Annotated in this window: 10 protein-coding genes; 8 read left to right on the forward strand and 2 right to left on the reverse strand. The window is 64.8% G+C overall.

All coding sequences use genetic code 11. The features are described from left to right. Nucleotides 1-57 precede the first annotated feature (57 nt). Both FBX97_RS12895 and FBX97_RS12900 read left to right on the forward strand, forming a co-directional pair. Nucleotides 58-588: a GNAT family N-acetyltransferase gene (locus FBX97_RS12895; RefSeq protein ID WP_141832189.1), complete on the forward strand. Its 531-nt coding sequence runs from the start codon at nucleotides 58-60 to the stop codon at nucleotides 586-588. A 7-nt stretch (nucleotides 589-595) separates the two neighbouring features. After that, nucleotides 596-1,234: a GNAT family N-acetyltransferase gene (locus tag FBX97_RS12900; protein ID WP_141832191.1), complete on the forward strand. Its 639-nt coding sequence runs from the start codon at nucleotides 596-598 to the stop codon at nucleotides 1,232-1,234. Here the strand turns inward: FBX97_RS12900 and FBX97_RS12905 are convergent. After that, the gene (locus FBX97_RS12905; RefSeq protein ID WP_141832193.1) at nucleotides 1,204-4,140 is read right to left on the reverse strand and encodes an esterase; all 2,937 of its coding nucleotides are present in this window, start codon (nucleotides 4,138-4,140) and stop codon (nucleotides 1,204-1,206) included. The genes FBX97_RS12900 and FBX97_RS12905 overlap by 31 nt on opposite strands. A 38-nt stretch (nucleotides 4,141-4,178) precedes the next feature. Then, complete coding sequence (locus FBX97_RS12910) at nucleotides 4,179-6,083, reverse strand: glycoside hydrolase family 13 protein (RefSeq protein WP_141832195.1); 1,905 nt, start codon at nucleotides 6,081-6,083, stop codon at nucleotides 4,179-4,181. 646 nt (nucleotides 6,084-6,729) lie between these two features. Between FBX97_RS12910 and FBX97_RS12915 the strand changes: the two genes are divergently transcribed. From FBX97_RS12915 to FBX97_RS12940, 6 genes are all read left to right on the forward strand, one after another. Beyond that, nucleotides 6,730-9,426: a TonB-dependent receptor gene (locus tag FBX97_RS12915; RefSeq protein WP_185748575.1), complete on the forward strand. Its 2,697-nt coding sequence runs from the start codon at nucleotides 6,730-6,732 to the stop codon at nucleotides 9,424-9,426. Between the two features lie 74 nt (nucleotides 9,427-9,500). After that, on the forward strand, nucleotides 9,501-11,024 hold the full coding sequence (locus tag FBX97_RS12920; RefSeq protein WP_141832199.1) for a tryptophan halogenase family protein: 1,524 nt from the start codon (nucleotides 9,501-9,503) through the stop codon (nucleotides 11,022-11,024). A 91-nt stretch (nucleotides 11,025-11,115) separates the two neighbouring features. Next, nucleotides 11,116-12,915, forward strand: a complete 1,800-nt coding sequence (locus FBX97_RS12925) for a DEAD/DEAH box helicase (RefSeq protein WP_141832202.1) — start codon at nucleotides 11,116-11,118, stop codon at nucleotides 12,913-12,915. A 189-nt stretch (nucleotides 12,916-13,104) separates the two neighbouring features. After that, entirely contained in the window at nucleotides 13,105-14,472 is a 1,368-nt protein-coding gene (locus FBX97_RS12930) for an MFS transporter (RefSeq protein WP_141832204.1), read from the forward strand. A 73-nt stretch (nucleotides 14,473-14,545) separates the two neighbouring features. After that, entirely contained in the window at nucleotides 14,546-16,177 is a 1,632-nt protein-coding gene (locus tag FBX97_RS12935) for an alpha-D-glucose phosphate-specific phosphoglucomutase (protein ID WP_141832206.1), read from the forward strand. A 65-nt stretch (nucleotides 16,178-16,242) separates the two neighbouring features. Then, a complete protein-coding gene (locus FBX97_RS12940; protein ID WP_141832208.1) occupies nucleotides 16,243-17,931 on the forward strand; it encodes an alpha-amylase family glycosyl hydrolase in 1,689 nt (562 codons plus the stop codon). Nucleotides 17,932-17,935: the final 4 nt, after the last annotated feature.

A 17,935-nucleotide genomic window follows, 5' to 3' on the forward strand; every position in this document is an offset into this window, starting at 1 on the left:
CAGCCAAATCCTGGTGATAAACTCTTGCGCTTTCGATACTTTAAGCAGGCCCAGCAAGTGACAGATATCCGTGTTCGTCCAGCGACCGATGCCGATTTCAACGCCATGTGGACGATCTTCCAGTCGCATGTCGCCGAGGGAGAAACATATGTTCACGACGGCACGACCAGCCGCGAAGAGGCCCTGGACTACTGGTTCGCGCCGGGCGTCGCCACCTGGGTGGCCGTCAAGGGTGGCGAGCGCATCCTCGGGATGTACCGGCTGCAGCCCAACCAGCTCGGGCGCGGCGCCCACGTGGCGAACGCCTCCTACATGGTCAGCCCGAACGCGCAGGGCGTCGGCATCGGCCACCTTCTGGGCGAGCACAGTATCGGCGAGGCGCGGCGCCAGGGCTTCCTGGCGATGCAGTTCAATTTCGTGGTCAGCACCAACAGCCGCGCGCTCCACTTGTGGAAGCGGCTGGGCTTCTCGATCGTCGGCACCCTGCCCAAGGCCTACCGCCACCGCCGCCTGGGCTACGTCGACGCCTACGTGATGTACAAGCTGCTGGAAGACCCGGCCCGCTGGGCGCTTCCCGAGGAAGACTGAGGACCCCTTGCATATCCTCGCCACCGCGCGCCTGAACCTGCGCACCGTCGAACCCGGCGACGCCGCCTTTTACCTGGCGCTGCTGAACGACCCGGCCTTCGTCGAGCAGATCGGCGACCGCGGCCTGCGCACGCTGGACGATGCGCAGCAAGCCCTGCTGGCCGGTCCGATCGCGATGCAGGAAGATCGCGGCCACTCGCTGTACGTGGCCGAACTGCGCGATAGTAATGTGCCGATCGGGATGTGCGGCCTGATCAAGCGCGACAGCCTGGATGGCGTCGACATCGGCTACGCCTTCCTGCCGGCCTGGCGCGGCCAGGGCTACGCCTTCGAGGCCGGCGTGGCAGTGCTCGGGTTCGCGCCCAGCCTCGGCCTGCGGCGCGTGCTGGCGATCACCTCGCCGAACAACATCGCTTCCAATTACCTGCTGCGCAAGATGGGGATGCGCTTCGAGCGCTTCACGCACCTGGCGCCGGGCGACGCCGGCACCAATCTATACAGCATCGACCTGGCGCCGCGGCTGGATGACGGGCGCCTGCCGCGCATTGCGCAGGCGCTCGAGGCGCTGACGCCGCGCACCGTTTCCGCGCCCGTGTCCGCGCCGTGTCCCGATAATCAGCGCACCCGCAGCAACCGCACGCCGTAGATGTCGAAGCGGTTCGACGGCCCCTCGACGCCGCCGGCGGCGCTGAAGCTGCTGTTGCTCTGCAAATAGCTCATGTTGAAGAAGTCGCTCATCTCGATGCGGTAGCTGGCGTGCGCAGCGAGTTTCGCCGCCAGCGGCGTCGAGAACACCGTCGGCGTATTCGCCTTGTCGATGCGCGCGTGCGGCAGCTGCACCACGCCCTGCGCCACGATGGCGCCGGCGCCGTCCTTCACCGTCAGCCACTTCACGCCGCCGCTGATCCCCAGGTTCACCTGGTTGGCGCCGTTGTGGTAGCGCACCTGCACGGCGTAGTCGCCGTCCTGCGGCACGCGCACGTCGCGCACCGTGAAGTGGTCGTCCGGCTTGCCCCAGTTGGCCAGGTGGGTTTCGGCGAAACGGGCATTCGGGCCGGCCAGCGCGACGCTTGCCGCGACGCGGGCGTCGGTGGCCGCGATGTCGACCACAGTGCCGATGCAGTGCGGCTGGCTGTGGTGGCTGCGGTTGGTGCTCGCACCGAATTGCGCTTCGACGGCGTAGCAGGCACTGGCAGGGGCGGCGCGGTCGGTCCAGGCGCCGGCCGCCAGCCCGTGCGCGACCGGCTTGCCGTCGCGGTAGACGTTGTAGGTGACGCCGGCCGCTTCGCCCGGGCCGCCGACCGTCAGCACGGGATGGCCGGCGGCGTCGCGCGTCATGCTCTTGACAAGCGGCTCGCGCGGGCCGAACACGGCCGGATCTTCACGGTAGGGGTCGGCCTGCACGCGCCGCATCGGCTGCGCATCGGCGGCTGCCTTGCCGAAGCGGATCTCGATCGTGTTCTCGGCGCGCAGCTGGTCCCAGCGGATGTCCGGTCCTGACGGCTGGCCGTTCAGCAGGATCTGTTCGACGGTGTAGATGCCCGGGGCATGATTGCTGCCTCCATCCGCCGACAGATGCAGCGTGACGTCGATCGTATGGCCGCGCAGGCGCAGGTTACGCAGCGTGGCGACACCGTCCGCACCGATCATGCCGGCGCGCAGCCGGGTGGTGACGAAAGGCTGCAGCCGGATGCCGCCGGCCGTGGCCGACACGCCGAACACGTTGCGTACGACCATGCCGATATAGCCGCCGACCGACCACAGCTGGCGGCGCGAGTTGATGACGGGGCCGATCAGCTCGGGGTGCGCTTCGTCCAGCAGCACCGGCTGGCCGGACAGCCACTCCAGGTTCTCCATGTTCGACAGGTTGAGCGCGGCGCCGCGGATCAGCGCATCGTAGGCGGCATCGGCCACGCCGGCGTGGCGGCCCAGCGCCGCGGCGCGCAGGCCGTAAGCGGTCACGAACGGCCACATGGCGCGGTTGTGGTAGACCGGCATGCCCTGCTGCTGCGGCCAGATCACCGGTGCGCCCATCGGGCCGTGCGGATAGCGGGCCAGGATGCTGCGTGCCCGTTCGCCGTCGGCGACGCCGGTGACGATCGCCAGCGCCTGGCCCAGCCAGTCGAACTTGTGCAGCGGCGCGCCGTCGAAGTGGGCGGCGGTGAGGCTGCTGTACATGCCTTCGTCGGGCAGCCACAGGCGCGTGTTGATGCTGCGCTTGAGCGCGGCCGCCCAGTCGCCGTAGCGCTTGGCGCGCGCCGGGTCGCCCTGTTCGCGCGCCAGTTGCGCAGCCAGCGTCAAGGCCTTGTAGTGGGCGACGTTGGTCGACAGCGCGGCGCTGCTGGCCATCGAGGCCAGGTCGTTCGGGATCCAGGCCGCGTAGCTCTGGTCGCGCCAGTCGAGGAAGGATTCCTCGCCGGTGTACAGGCCGGCTGCCTGGTCGAAGGCGGCGAGGCGGTCGTTCTCGATCGTGTTCGACAGCGCCTGCAGGGCCCTGGCGGCGAAGGCCGGGCGCTCGGCGGGCGCCAGGTTGTTGAGCGTTTCCTCGGCGGCGAAGGCCCAGGTCACGCGGTCGGTGCTGACCGGCCAGCTGCCGCCGCTGCCGGTGTCCTGCACGATCTGCAGGCCGTCGGCCGTCCCGGCAACGTGCGCCGCCCTGGTGACGCCGTCGCGCCAGCCGGACAGCTTGAACTCGAGCGAATTGCGCACGCGCTGCGGATCCAGCATCGCCAGGCCGAGCTCGGCGGCATACGACAGGTCGCGCGTCCACACGTAATGCCACTTCTCGCCGGTCTCGAAGCAGTCGCAGGGGATCGGTGCGTTGCCGTTGTAGTTACTGTCGCGGATTTCCTTGACCGAATCCTGGCGCATCTCGTGCACGGCCAGCGCGAACAGGGCGTCGAAGGCCAGGTTGCCGCTGCGGACCCGGGGCAGGGCGGGGTCTTCCTGGTAGGAGGCGAATTGCGGGCCGGGGTCGCGCAGCTGCATCGTGGTCGAGTGCACGTAGGTGCGCAGCGGCGCCGCCGGATCGGGGCTGGAAAAGCGTGCGTGCTCCTGTTTGCCGTCCCAGGTCGCAAAGTCCAGGGTGCGGGTGGCGGCGGCATCCTTGTGCGGATCGAGCGCCTGGGCCTGCGCCTGCGCCGGCAGCCGCGTCACGCTCAGCACCGGCCTGGCCGGGTTGCTGACGTCGACGCGGAAGCGGAAGGTGGCGGTCTGCCGGGTGAACAGGTAATCCTCGGGACCGGGCTGGGTCGCCAGCGGATAGGCGCGTTCCAGGTCGACCCGCACGCTGGCCGCCGGATCGGCGACCCATTCCGCGCTCCAGTCCTTGCTGCCGATCTTGAAGGCATGGTTGCCCGGACTGACCAGCACATCCGCTTCATAGAGGCCCTTGCCCTTGTAGGCGAGCAGGTCGTCGGTGCCCCAGCCGTTGAAGGCGCCGCGCACGTAGATGTCGTACTTCAGCGGCACCGCCTCGGCGGCAGGCGCGGTGGGGGCGGTCAGGACCAGCACCGCGAACAGGGCGGCCAGGGCGATCACGGTTTTTTTCATCAGGCGTCTCGGGTAGGGTGGGCAAGTGCGTGCATCGATCAGAGTTCCAGGATCAGCACCGACTTGGCAGGCAGGCGGATCTCGTCCTTGAGAGTGTACGTCTTGCCGCTCAATACGTCGCGTCCGGATGCCACGCCACCCAGCATCTCGTGGAAGCGCGCCGCCGGCAGCACCATCTCCCTGGCGTTCGCGTTCATCGCCACCATCACCTTCTTCACGCCGCGTGCCTGTTCGTCGTAGCGGAAGTAGACCCAGGTATTGTTTTCCGGCGCGTACTGCATCAGCTTGCCGTCATGGATGACCGGGCTGTTCTTGCGCCAGGTGACCAGCTTGCGCACGAAGTCCTGGGCCGTGCGCTGGCGCGCCGTGAGGCCGGCGCCGGTGAAGGCATTCACCTTGTCGCCGGCCCAGCCGCCCGGGAAGTCGTGGCGGTAGCTGTTGTCGTCGCGTGTCCCGACAGTACTGGTCATCAGCAGTTCGTCGCCGGTGTAGAAGTGCGGGATGCGCGGCATGGTCATCACGAAGGCGATGTCCATGCGATAGCGGTCGTAATCCTCGTTCACCACGCTGAAGATGCGCGCGGTGTCGTGGTTACCCTCGAACAGCACCAGGCGCTTCGGGTCCGGGTACAGGTAATCCTGCGACAGGGTCTCGTAGACGTCGTTGAAGATGTTGCCGCCACGGCCGTCGCCACGGTCCTTCTTGGCCAGGGCGTCGCGCATCGCTTCGGTCAGCGGGAAGTCCATCAGGCTCGGCATCGAGCTGACGTAGCCGTTGAAGTTGACCTTGCCGCGCTGCCAGTGCGACACCAGCGACGGCAGCTTGCTCCATTCTTCGCCGACCATGTTCAGGTGCGGGTATTCCTGCATCAGGCGCCGCGTGTACTCGCTCAGGAAGCCGCCGTCGGAATAGCCGAAGGTATCGATGCGCAGGCCGGTGAGGCCGGCATACTCGATCCACCAGATATTGTTCTGGATGAGGTAGTTGGCGACGTAGGGATTGGTCTGGTTCATGTCCGGCATGCCGGGGCTGAACCAGCCGGTGGTGAAGTTGTCGGCGTCTTCCTTCGACGCATACGGATCGTGCACGGCGGTGTGGGCGTGACGGGTCGCGACGAAGGTGCCGGGGTGGTTGATCCAGTCCGGGGTCGGCAAGTCCTTCATCCACCAGTGATTCAGGCCGATGTGCGACAGCACCACGTCCTGGATCAGGCCGATGCCGTGCTTGCGCGCTTCGGTGGACAGGCGCCTGAAGTCCTCGTTGCTGCCGTAGCGCGGGTCGATCTTGTACAGGTCGGTGGCGGCGTAGCCGTGGTACGAGGCGGCCTTCATATCGTTTTCGACGAGGGGCGTCGGCCACAGCTGGGTGAAGCCCAGGCCTTCGATGTAGTCGAGGTGATCGATGATGCCCTGAATGTCGCCGCCGTGGCGGCCGTGTCCCAGCTTGCGGTCGAGCTTGTCGGGCAGGGCGGCGACGCTGTCGTTTTTCGGGTCGCCGTTGGCGAAGCGGTCCGGCATGATCTGGTAGATCGCATCCTTGGTATCGAAGCCCTTGCGCTGGCTTGACCCCGGCTCGCGTGCCAGCAGCCGGTAGGCATACGTCGTGCTGCGCCCGTCGGCGCCCTTGAACACGATGTCGAAGCTGCCCGGTTTGGCATCAGCATCGACCTGCAGGTCGATGAACAGGTAATTCTTGCTGGCGACCCGGCTGACCGAGGCGATGCGCACGCCCGGGTAGCTCAGGGTCGGTTCCAGGGCGGCGATGGCGGGACCGTGGACCATCAGCTGCAAGCCCTTGTGCTGCATGCCGGCCCACCAGAACGGCGGATCCATGTGGTCGATGGCCGGCGCCTGTGCCGGTGCTTGTGCATGGGCGGCGCCGGCAGCCAGCAAGGCGCCGCTCGCCAGCAGCGGCGTGAGCAGGCGGGCAAGGGTCTTGTTCATTGATGTCTCCAGTATAGAAAGGGCTGAGCGACCCCAAGGCCAAGTAGCCAAACTACAGGCCCACTGGACTAGTTTTCCTCAGAAAAAGATGCTGTTTGCTTATTATTGCCGCGAGAATACTACAGGGCAGGGGTAGCGACAACGCGCACGCAAAATTTATGGGCTAGTTTTGCTACAAACACTCATGGAGCAAAAGTCAACGGATATTGATCAATCGTTTGATCGTTCCGTAAACCTACTACGTAGTTTTGCACTAATTCAGTGCATTTATGCGTTAAGTTGGTGCAAATCAACAGGGTTGTAGTACGACTACAATAACAAATACCGGCGTTTGTAGCTCGAATACAACGTTAAACCCCCTGTTTTAGAGAAATTGACGTAAAAAATTTACATCCAAGTAGTCAAAGGCAAGTCTCGTTGACAGTGCATCTAGTTTTAGTACAGAATCGTTGACAGAACGTCTAAGAAACGTTTATTCGAGGATCCCGTGTTGTTGGCTTCCGGCCGGTGTTTGCGGGAAAAAATGTAGTTCTAAATGTATTCGAGGGGACAAATGAACCTTTTCGCAAACAAGCGCTCGGCGCGCAAAGTGCCGGGCAATGTTGCATTCCAACTCCGTCCGGTCGCAGCAGGCTGCGCCGTTTTCATGGCACTGGCAACCCAGGCTGCCTTCGCACAGGAACAAGAACAACAGAGCACCAGCCAGGCTGTCGCGCAAAGTAACGGCGACGCCACCGCCAACAACGGCAACATCGGCATCCAGAGCGTGAAAGTGACCGGTATTCGCCGCGGTATCGAAGCGGCGATCTCGGTCAAGAAGAACAACGACTCCATCGTCGAGGCGATTTCGGCCGAGGACATCGGCAAGCTGCCGGACCAGTCGATCGCCGAATCGATCTCGCGCCTGCCGGGCCTGGCTGCCCAGCGTGACATCCACGGCAACGCCACGGTCATCTCGATCCGCGGCCTGTCCTCGGACTTCTCGACCGGCCTGTTGAATGGCCGCGAACAAGTCTCGACCGGCGACAGCCGCGGCGTGGAATTCGACCAGTACCCGGGCGAGCTGCTGTCGGGTGTCGTGGTGTACAAGACCCCGGATGCCGGCCTGGTGGGCCAGGGCCTGTCGGGCACCGTCGACCTGCAGACCGTGCGTCCGCTGGACTTCAAGGGCCGCACCATGGCGGTCAACTACCGCCGTGAAAAGAACGGCCTGGGCATGGATACCAAAGGCCACGGCAACCGCTTCACGTTCTCCTACATCGACCAGTTCGCGAACCGCACCGTCGGCATCGCCTTCGGTTTCGCACGCCTGCAGGGCAAGAGCGCCGAAACCAGCCGTTTCGAGTCCTGGGGCAACGGCACCACGACCTATAACGGCCAGACCGTCAACATTCCGTACACCGGTTTCAACGCCTTCAGCGAAGTCTACTCGCAAGAGCGCAACGGTTTCATGGGCGTGCTGCAGTTCCGCCCGACCAAGGAATTCAGCAGCACCATCGACCTGTTCTACTCGAAGTACGACCGTGCCACGAACAACCGCGGCATCCAGGTGCCGCTGGCCGATGCGACCAACAATGCGTATGACAAGCCGGGCCAGCTGATCAATGCGACGCTGTCGGGCAACACTGTCACCTCGGGCAGCTTCAACAATGTGCATGCCGTGCTGCGCAACGACGCCGAAGTCTGGAGCGATACCACCAAATCGTTCGGCTGGAACAACAAGCTGAAGCTCAACCAGGACTGGACCGCAAGCCTCGACCTGTCGTTCAACTCGGCGGAACGCGCGGGCACCAATATCGAGACCTACGGTACCGGCACCACGCCGGATACGGTCGGTTTCACGGCCGGCAGCCGTACCTTCACGACCGGCCTGAATTACGCCGATCCGAAAGTGGTCGTCCTGACCGACCCGCAGGGCTGGGGTGGCGCCGACATCCAGGCTGGCTACGTCAAGTTCCCGCACGTGTATGACAAGATCAGTGCCCAGCGCTTCGATGTCACCCGCGATCTCGATAACTCGATCTTCAACAAGCTTACTGCCGGCGTGAATTTCTCGAGCCGTTCGAAGACCCGCGAGTACACCGAGAACCTGATGTCGATCGCCGGCACCACCAGCCCGTTCGCCAGCACCCAGTACCCCAGCGGCAGCGGTTCCGGCATGGCGGGTGACACCGGCATCAACGTGATCACCTTCGATCCGGTTGCCAACCTGAATCTGTACACGCTGAAAGGCAAGCAGCACCCGGACATCTTCAACAAGGACTGGATCGTCAGCGAAAAGGTCAGCACGGCATTCGCCAAGCTGAACATCGATTCGCACCTGGGCTCGATGCCGGTACGTGGTGCCCTGGGCGCGCAACTGGTGCACACCAAGCAGTCGTCGACCGCATACTCGATCGATGCGCCGCGCGAGAATACCGCGGTCATCAACCAGACCGGCACTTTCACGGATGGCGTCAGCTATAACGACTTCCTGCCGAGCCTGAACCTGATCGGCGACCTGGGCAACCAGCAGACCCTGCGCTTTTCGGCCATGAAGATCATGGCCCGTCCGAACCTGAATCAGATGCGCGCATCGAGCAGCTTCGGCTACGACCAGACCCGCCAGCAATTCAGCGGCAACGGCGGCAATCCGGAACTGAAGCCGTACCGCGCCAAGGGCATCGACCTCTCGTATGAAAAGTACTGGGAGAGCAAGGCCTACGTGAGCGCCGCGGTGTTCTACCGCAAGCTGGACACCTACATCGTGGATGCCGGCCAGACCTACGACTTCACCCCGCGCCTGCTGCCGACGTCGTTCCAGGCACCGACCAACATCGGTATCTACACCTCGCCGGTGAACGGCTCGGGCGGCAACCTGAAAGGTGTCGAACTGGCGGCATCGCTGCCGTTCAACCTGATGACCCGTTACCTTGACGGCTTCGGCATCGTGGTCAACGGTTCGCAGAACAGCAGCTCGGTTTCGCTGCCGAATATCGCCAATGGCGGTTCGGGCACCATGCAGCTGCCTGGCCTGTCCAAGCGCACCGCAAGCCTGGCGCTGTATTACGAGAAGGCCGGTTTCTCGGCGCGTGTGGCAGAGCGTTATCGTTCGGACTTCATCGGCGAAGTCGCCACCAACACCGGCGACCGTGAACTGACCTACATCGTCGGCGACAAAGTCGTGGACCTGCAGTTCGGTTACGAGCTGCAAGGTGGCCCGATGAAGGGCTTGTCCTTCCTCCTGCAGATGAACAACCTGAACGATTCGCACTTCATTCGCTATCGCCAGACCAAGGACAACATCATCGAAGATCGCCGCTTTGGCCGCAGCGTGATGTTTGGCCTGAACTATAAAATGTAATTCGACGGTGTAAATGTCGACAACAGCCTCCTGCCCGGTGTACCGTGCAGGAGGTTTTTTTGTATTCTGTCCAGATGAGCATACCCACACCCATCAAGCGCATCGTGATCGTCGGCGGCGGCACCGCCGGCTGGATGGCAGCCGCAGCGCTGTCGCGCCTCCTGAAGAACAAGTACGCCATCTGCCTGGTCGAGTCGGACGCCATTTCCAGCGTCGGCGTCGGCGAGTCCACGATTCCGATGATGCGCCTGTTTAACAACGTCCTCGGCATCAACGAGGACGAGTTCATGCGCGAGACGAAGGCCACTTTCAAGCTCGGCATCGAATTCACCGACTGGGGCAAAATCGGCGAGCGCTACATGCACGGCTTCGGCCGGTTCGGCCAGGACCTCGAAACGGTCGACTTCTTCCAGTACTGGCTGAAGGCCCACCGGGCCGGCCAGGCGCCCGACCTGGAGCGCTATTCGATCAACCGCATGGCGGCGCATGCGAACAAATTCATACGGCCGTCGCCCGAGATGGCGAATTCGCCGCTGGCCGACATCGTCTACGCCTTCCACCTCGATGCCGGCCTGTACGCGCGCTACCTGCGCAGCTACGCCGAGAAACACGGCGTGGTGCGCACCGAAGGCAAGATCGTGCAGGTGCGCCAGCGTCTGAATGGCGGACCCCGCGACGGCTTCATCGAGTCGCTGGCGCTGGAAGACGGCAGCGTCGTCGAGGGCGATTTGTTCCTCGATTGCTCGGGCTTCCGCGGCCTGCTGATCGAGCAGGCGCTGAACACCGGTTTCGAGGACTGGAGCCACTGGCTGCCCTGCGACCGCGCCTGGGCGGTGCCGTGCGAATCGGGCGGCGAGCTGCTCCCGTACACGCGCGCCAGCGCGCGCCCGGCCGGCTGGCAATGGCGCATCGGCCTGCAGCACCGCACCGGCAACGGCCACGTATTTTCGAGCCGCTTCATGAGCGACGACGAAGCGGCCGCCATCCTGATGAAGAACCTGGACGGCAAGCCGCTGGCCGAACCGAAGCTGCTGCGCTTCACGGCCGGCAAGCGCAAGAAGGCATGGCACAAGAACGTGGTCGCGGTCGGGCTGTCGTCGGGCTTCCTGGAGCCGCTGGAATCGACCTCGATCTTCCTGATCCAGTCGGCGATCTCGCGCCTGGTCAGCTTTTTCCCGGACGCCGGCTTCCACCAGGCCGACATCGACGAGTTCAACCGCCAGTGCGATTTCGAGGTCGAGCGCATCCGCGACTTCATCATCCTGCATTACCACGCGACCGAGCGCAGCGACACGCCGTTCTGGGACCATGTACGCACCATGGCCATTCCCGATACGCTGCGGCGCAAGCTGGATTTATATGGGGCACACGGCCGGGTGGTGCGAGAAAACAACGAACTGTTCACGGAGATCGGCTGGCAGCAGGTGCTGCACGGGCAGGGCGTCCAGGCCGCAGGCTACAACCCGCTGGTGGACCTGTTGAGCGACAAGGAACTGGCCGATTTTCTCGGCAATATCGAGCGCGTGGTCGGCAAGTGCGTCGATGTGATGCCTTCACATAAGGAATTCATCAGGGCAATTGCCACAGCAAACCGTTAAATAACAGGCATTTATCTCAAATAATCACAGCGTCCAGCCCTTGAACGAGTAAACTATAGGATTGCCCAGATTTTTTAAGAGATTTTCTTTCATGCTTGAAACCCCGCTCCAGACGTTTGCCGACCTGAATATTCCCGCGCCCATCCTCAAGGCGCTCAAGGACGTCGGCTACGAAACGCCATCGCCGATCCAGGCGGCCACCATTCCGCTGCTGATGGAAGGCCGCGACGTGCTGGGGCAGGCGCAGACCGGCACCGGCAAGACCGCCGCCTTCGCGCTGCCGGTGCTGGCCCAGATCGACACCAAGCTCACCGCGCCGCAGGCGCTGGTGCTGGCGCCCACGCGCGAACTGGCGATCCAGGTGGCCGAAGCCTTCCAGAGCTATGCAGCCCACATCAAGGGCTTCCACGTGCTGCCGATCTACGGCGGCCAGGCCTACGGCCCGCAGCTGGCGGCGCTGCGCCGCGGCGTGCACGTGGTGGTCGGCACCCCGGGCCGCGTGATCGACCACATCGAAAAGGGTTCGCTCGACCTGTCGCAGCTGAAGACCCTGATCCTCGACGAAGCCGACGAGATGCTGCGCATGGGCTTCATCGACGACGTCGAACAGATCCTGCAGCAGACCCCGGCCACGCGCCAGACCACGCTATTCTCGGCGACCATGCCGCCGGCGATCAAGCGCATCGCCAAGACCTACCTGCGCGAGCCGCAGGAAGTGACGGTGGCCGCCAAGACCGGCACCGCCGAAAACATCACCCAGCGCTACTGGCTGGTGGCCGGCCTGCAAAAGATCGAGGCACTCACGCGCATCCTGGAAGCCGAGCCCTTCGACGGCATGATCATCTTCGCGCGCACCAAGCTCGGTACCGAAGAACTGGCCAGCAAGCTGCAGGCGCGCGGTTTCCTGGCCGCCGCCATCAACGGCGACCTGGCCCAGCAGCAGCGCGAGCGCACCATCGACCAGCTCAAGAACGGCAAGATCGACATCCTGGTCGCCACCGACGTCGCCGCCCGCGGCCTGGACGTGGAGCGCATCAGCCACGTGATCAACTACGACGTGCCGTCGGACCCGGAAAGCTATACCCACCGCATCGGCCGCACCGGCCGCGCCGGCCGCAGCGGCCAGGCGATCCTGTTCATCACGCCGCGCGAACGCGGCCTGCTGAAGTCGATCGAGCGCGCCACGCGCCAGCCGGTGGCCGAACTGAAGCTGCCGACCGTCAAGGCCGTCAACGACGTGCGCATCGCCCGCTTCAAGGACCAGATCGGCGAGACCCTGGCCGCCGGCGGCCTGGAGGTGTTCCGTTCGCTGATCGAAGAATACGAGCGCGACCAGAACGTGCCGGCGATCGACATCGCCGCCGCGCTGGCCAGGCTGTACCGCGGCGACGAGCCGCTGCTGATCGAAAAGCCGGACCGCGAGCCGAAGCCGGCTGCCGAGTGGCGCGAGCGTGAGCCACGTGAGTTCCGCGAGCGTGAGCCGCGCGAGTTCCGCGAGCGCGAGGAGCGCCCGGCACGCGGCGCCCGCGAAGGCTTCGCACCGCGTGAAGGCTTCAAAAAGGAACGCGTGGCGCGCGCGCCGGAGCCGGGCATGGCCACCTACCGCATCGAAGTCGGCCACGCGCACGGCGTCAAGCCGGGCAACATCGTCGGCGCCATCGCCAACGAAGGCGGCATCGCGTCCAAGGAAATCGGCCGCATCGAGATCTACGACGACTTCAGTACGCTGGACATGCCGGCCGACCTGCCGCAGGACCTGGTCGACCACCTGAAGAAGGTGTGGGTGGCGGGGCAGCAGCTCGGCATCACGCGCGACGGCGAGGAACCGCCGGAAAAGAAGCCGGCCGCCAAGCGCAAGTTTGCCGACAAGAAGCCGCATCGCAAAGGTTGATACGACCACGTTGCGTTGCTGGTAGCGTGGGGTGGGAGCGTGGCGCCCACCTGCGTTGATGGTTCTGTTGTTTGACTACAAAATTCCATCTTCCGCCCGGTGTTGTATGAATTGACACTCATCAATCCCCATGTTATTTTGCTACATCAGGTAGTCTGGCGTACGTCCGGGCACCATCAGGGGACAAAGATGGACATGCAACTTCACTCGCTCAAGCCGCGCCTGTCGTTCTGGCAGCTGTGGAACATGAGCTTCGGCTTCTTCGGCATCCAGTTCGGCTTCGCACTGCAGAACGCCAACACCAGCCGCATCTTTGCCACCCTCGGCGCCAACATGGACGACCTGTCCCTGTACTGGCTGGCCGCACCGGTCACCGGTCTGCTGGTGCAGCCGATCATCGGCTACCTCAGCGACAACACCTGGCACCCGACCTGGGGCCGCCGCCGTCCCTTCTTCTTCCTCGGTGCGATCTTCGCCACCATCGCGCTGTTCCTGATGCCGAATTCCGCCGCCGTCTGGATGGCAGTGGCCGTACTGTGGATGCTGGATGCGGCGATCAACGTGTCGATGGAGCCCTTCCGCGCCTTTGTCGGCGACAAGCTCGATCCGTCGCAGCAGACCGCCGGCTTCGCGATGCAGACCTTCTTCATCGGCTGTGGCGCGGTGATCGCGTCGCTGCTGCCGACCTTCTTCTCCGAGGTGATGCACGTCTCGAACACGCCGGTGGCCGGCGCGATTCCCGACACGGTGCGCTACTCGTTCTACCTGGGCGGCCTGGTGTTCCTGGTGGCCGTCAGCTGGACCGTGTTCACCGCCACCGAACTGCCGCCGCCGGACATGGAGCGCTTCCAGGCCCAGCGCCGCGCATCGCGTGGTTTCGGCGTGGCCCTGCGCGAGATCGTCGGCGGCTTTGCCCAGATGCCGAAAACCATGGTGCAGCTGGCCTTCGTCCAGTTCTTCACCTGGATCGCCCTGTTCTCGCTGTGGATCTATACCGGCACCGCGATCGCCGACAGCGTCTACGGCACCACCGATGCGCAATCGAGCGCCTACCAGGAAGCCGCCAACTATGTCGGCGTCATGTTCGCGGTCTACAACGGCATCTCTGCGCTGGCCGCCTTCGTGCTGCCGGTGCTGGCGCGCGCCACCAGCCGCAAGGCCTGCCACGCGGTTTGCCTGGCGATCGGCGGCCTGTCGCTCGCCAGCCTGTTCTTCATCCACGACCGCCAGGTGCTGGCGCACGTGTTCGGCATCGACATCACGATGCTGATGCTGCCGATGATCGGCGTCGGCCTGGCCTGGGCCAGCATCCTGACCATGCCGTACGCGATCCTGGCCGGTGCGCTGCCGGCCAGCCGCATGGGTTACTACATGGGCCTGTTCAACTTCTTCGTCGTGATCCCGCAGATCGTCAGCGGCCTGCTGCTCGGCTTCTTCACCAAGCACCTGTTCGGCGGCCATGCGATCCTCACGCTGGTGCTGGGCGGTGCCTGCATGGTGCTGGCGGCGGTATTGACGCTGTTCGTCACCGATAACGCCAAGCAGGCCACGCGATAATTGCGACGTGTTTTGCGTTCCTGTCGTATTGTAATGGTTTGACAACAAACCCATGCATCAACAGGAGCGCAACATGACGATTCAAACGGTAGCCACCCAACCCTTCGCCGGACAGCGTCCAGGCACCTCGGGCCTGCGCAAGAAGGTGACCGAGTTCCAGCAGCCCGGCTATCTCGAAAACTTCGTCGAGGCGATTTTCCTGACCCTGGGCGACTGCAGCGGCCGTACCCTGGTGCTCGGCGGCGATGGCCGCTTCTTCAACCGCGAGGCGATCCAGACCATCCTGCGCATGGCCGCCGCCCACGGCGTGGCCAGGGTGCTGGTCGGCCGCGGCGGCATCCTGTCGACGCCGGCCGTCAGCTGCGTGATCCGCAAGCACGGCGCCTACGGCGGCATCGTGCTCTCCGCCAGCCACAACCCGGGCGGCCCGGACGGCGACTTCGGCATCAAGTACAACATCGAGAACGGCGGCCCGGCCCCGGAAAAGATCACCGAAGCGATCTTCGCCCATACCCAGTCCCTGAGCCAATATCTGATCAGCGACGCCGGCCCGGTCGATCTCGACCAGCTCGGCACCACCCGGCTGGAAGCGATGCAGGTCGAGGTGATCGATTCGGTCGCCGACTACGCCGAGCTGATGGGCCGCCTGTTCGACTTCGATGCCATCCGCGCCCTGTTCGGGCGCGGCTTCACGATGCGCTTCGACGGCATGAGCGCCGTCTCCGGCCCGTACGCCAAGGCGATCATCGAAGGCATCCTGGGCGCACCGGCCGGCACCGTCGTCAACGACGAACCGCTCGAGGACTTCGGCGGCCACCACCCGGACCCGAACCCGGTCAACGCCGCCGAACTGGTGGCGCTGATGAACGGTCCGGACGCGCCCGAATTCGGCGCCGCCTCGGACGGCGACGGCGACCGCAACATGATCGTCGGCCGCAACCTGGCGGTGTCGCCGTCGGACAGCCTGGCCATCATCGCCGCCAACGCGACGCTGGCGCCGGGCTACCGCGCCGGCATCAAGGGCATCGCGCGTTCGATGCCGACCTCGCAGGCGGCCGACCGCGTGGCCGAGGCGCTCGGCATCTCCTGCTTCGAGACCCCGACCGGCTGGAAGTACTTCGGCAACCTGCTCGACGCCGGCCTGGCCACGCTGTGCGGCGAAGAGAGCTACGGCACCGGTTCCGACCACATCCGCGAAAAGGATGGCCTGTGGGCCGTGCTGTTCTGGCTGAACCTGGTGGCCGTGACCGGCAAGTCGGTGAACCAGCTGGTGGAAGAACACTGGGCGCGCTTCGGCCGCAACTATTATTCGCGCCACGACTACGAGGCGGTCGATGCCGGCGCCGCCGACGCCATGATGGTGGCGCTGCGCGGCCAGCTGGAAGGCCTGGCCGGCCAGACGCTGGGCGAATTCCGCGTGCAGCAGGCCGACGACTTCGTCTACACCGACCCGATCGACAAGTCGGTCGCGACGCGCCAGGGCGTGCGCATCATCATGACCGATGGCTCGCGCATCGTGTTCCGCCTGTCGGGCACCGGCACCGAGGGCGCGACCGTGCGCCTCTACCTCGAGCGCTACGAAGCCGACCCGGCACGCCACCAGCTCGACACCCAGGAAGCGCTGGCGCCGCTGATCGCGATTGCCGGGCAGGTGTCGGGACTCAAGCAGCGTACCGGGCGCGAGCAGCCTACCGTTGTCACGTGATTTACCGCCGTCGCCCCTGTGCAGGCAGGGGCGACGGGTTTATGCTAACTAAGACAGGACCCTGAATGAAACTCTCCGCTCTTGCCGTTTCCCTGATGCTCGCCCTAGGCACCGCCTCGGCCGCCACCCCGGCCCCGGCAGCCCAAGGCAAGCCGAGCGCGGCCCGACCCTTCACCTGGGAAAACGCGACCGTCTACTTCCTGCTGACGGACCGCTTCAACAACGGCAACCCGGCCAACGATCTCGCCTACGGACGCAAGGCTGACGCCGCCACCGCGCGCGGCTACATGGGCGGTGACCTGGCCGGCGTCACGGCGAAGATCAAGGAGGGTTATTTCACGGACCTGGGCGTGGATGCGATCTGGATCACCCCGCCGGTGGAGCAGATCCACGGCGCCACCGACGAAGGCACCGGCAAGTCCTACGGTTTCCACGGCTACTGGGCCAGCGACTTCACCGCGGTCGACGCCAACCTCGGCACCGAGCAGGACCTGCACGAGCTGGTCGATGCCGCCCACGCGCGCGGCATCCGCGTGCTGCTGGACGTGGTGATGAACCATACCGGTCCGGTGACGGCGCAAGACCCGGCCTGGCCGGCCGACTGGGTGCGTACCGGACCCGTATGCGGCTTCAAGACCATGCGCACCACCATCGAGTGCACGCTGGTGAAGAACCTGCCCGACATCCGCACCGACAGCAACGCGAAGGTCGAGCTGCCCCCGGGACTGGTGGCCAAGTGGAAGCGGGAAGGGCGCTACGAGCGCGAGGTGAAGGAGCTGGACGACTTCTTCAAGCGCACCGGCTACCCGCGCGCGCCGCGCTACTACCTGATGAAGTGGCATGCCGACTGGGTCCGCAAGTACGGCTTCGACGGCTTCCGCGCCGACACCGTCAAGCACACCGAGCCGGGCGTGTGGAAAGACCTCAAGACCGTCGCCAGCGCCGCCTACGAGGACTGGAAGCGCGCCAATCCGGCCAAGAAGGTGGCCGGCGACCTGCCGTTCTTCATGACGGCCGAGGTGTACGGCTATTCGGTCAAGTCCGGCCGAGAATTCGCCTACGACGACGGCACCAAAGTCGATTACTTCGCCAACGGTTTCGACAGCATGATCAACTTCAGCATGGCGGGCGATGCGGCCAAGGGCTACGAGCAGCTGTTCTCGGGGTATTCCGCCATGCTCAACGGCCCCTTGAAAGGCGTGTCCGTCCTCAACTACCTCGACTCGCACGACGACGGCAATCCCTTCGACGCCATGCGCCAGTATCCGCTGGAAGCCGCCAACAAGCTGCTGCTGGCGCCGGGCGCGGCGCAGATCTACTACGGCGACGAAACCGCGCGCGTGCTCAAGATCGAGGGTGCGCAGGGCGACGCCAACCTGCGCTCCTTCATGAACTGGGACCAGCTGAAGTCGAATGCGCGTGTCGGTCTGTACGGCGTGGCCGACGTGCAGGCGCACTGGGCGCGACTGGGCCGCTTCCGCCATGCCCACCCGGCGGTCGGCGCCGGCGTGCACCAGATGATCGCCTCGATGCCGTACACCTTCAAGCGCACCTACGACAAGAACGGCGTGCGCGACCGCGTCGTGATCGCGCTGAACCTGCCGCTGGACCGCGACCTGCCGATTTCGGTGGCGGGCGTGTTCAACGACGGCCAGACCGTGCGCGATGCGTATTCGGGCAAGAGCGCGGTGGTTGCAAACGGCAAGGTGCAATTCAATGCGCTTGCGCCGGTAGCCCTGATTTCCCAGGACTGATGCC

This window comes from Herbaspirillum sp. SJZ107 (assembly GCF_006715485.1).
GTDB lineage: Bacteria > Pseudomonadota > Gammaproteobacteria > Burkholderiales > Burkholderiaceae_D > Telluria.

Bases quoted from the DNA above. Each gene is read 5' to 3' on its own strand.
- FBX97_RS12920 (WP_141832199.1), top strand. From the start codon at position 9,501: ATGAGCATACCCACACCCATCAAGCGCATCGTGATCGTCGGCGGCGGC.
- FBX97_RS12915 (WP_185748575.1), top strand. From the start codon at position 6,730: ATGGCACTGGCAACCCAGGCTGCCTTCGCACAGGAACAAGAACAACAG.
- FBX97_RS12930 (WP_141832204.1), top strand. From the start codon at position 13,105: ATGGACATGCAACTTCACTCGCTCAAGCCGCGCCTGTCGTTCTGGCAG.
- FBX97_RS12925 (WP_141832202.1), top strand. From the start codon at position 11,116: ATGCTTGAAACCCCGCTCCAGACGTTTGCCGACCTGAATATTCCCGCG.
- FBX97_RS12910 (WP_141832195.1), bottom strand. From the start codon at position 6,083: ATGAACAAGACCCTTGCCCGCCTGCTCACGCCGCTGCTGGCGAGCGGC.
- FBX97_RS12940 (WP_141832208.1), top strand. From the start codon at position 16,243: ATGAAACTCTCCGCTCTTGCCGTTTCCCTGATGCTCGCCCTAGGCACC.
- FBX97_RS12935 (WP_141832206.1), top strand. From the start codon at position 14,546: ATGACGATTCAAACGGTAGCCACCCAACCCTTCGCCGGACAGCGTCCA.
- FBX97_RS12905 (WP_141832193.1), bottom strand. From the start codon at position 4,140: ATGAAAAAAACCGTGATCGCCCTGGCCGCCCTGTTCGCGGTGCTGGTC.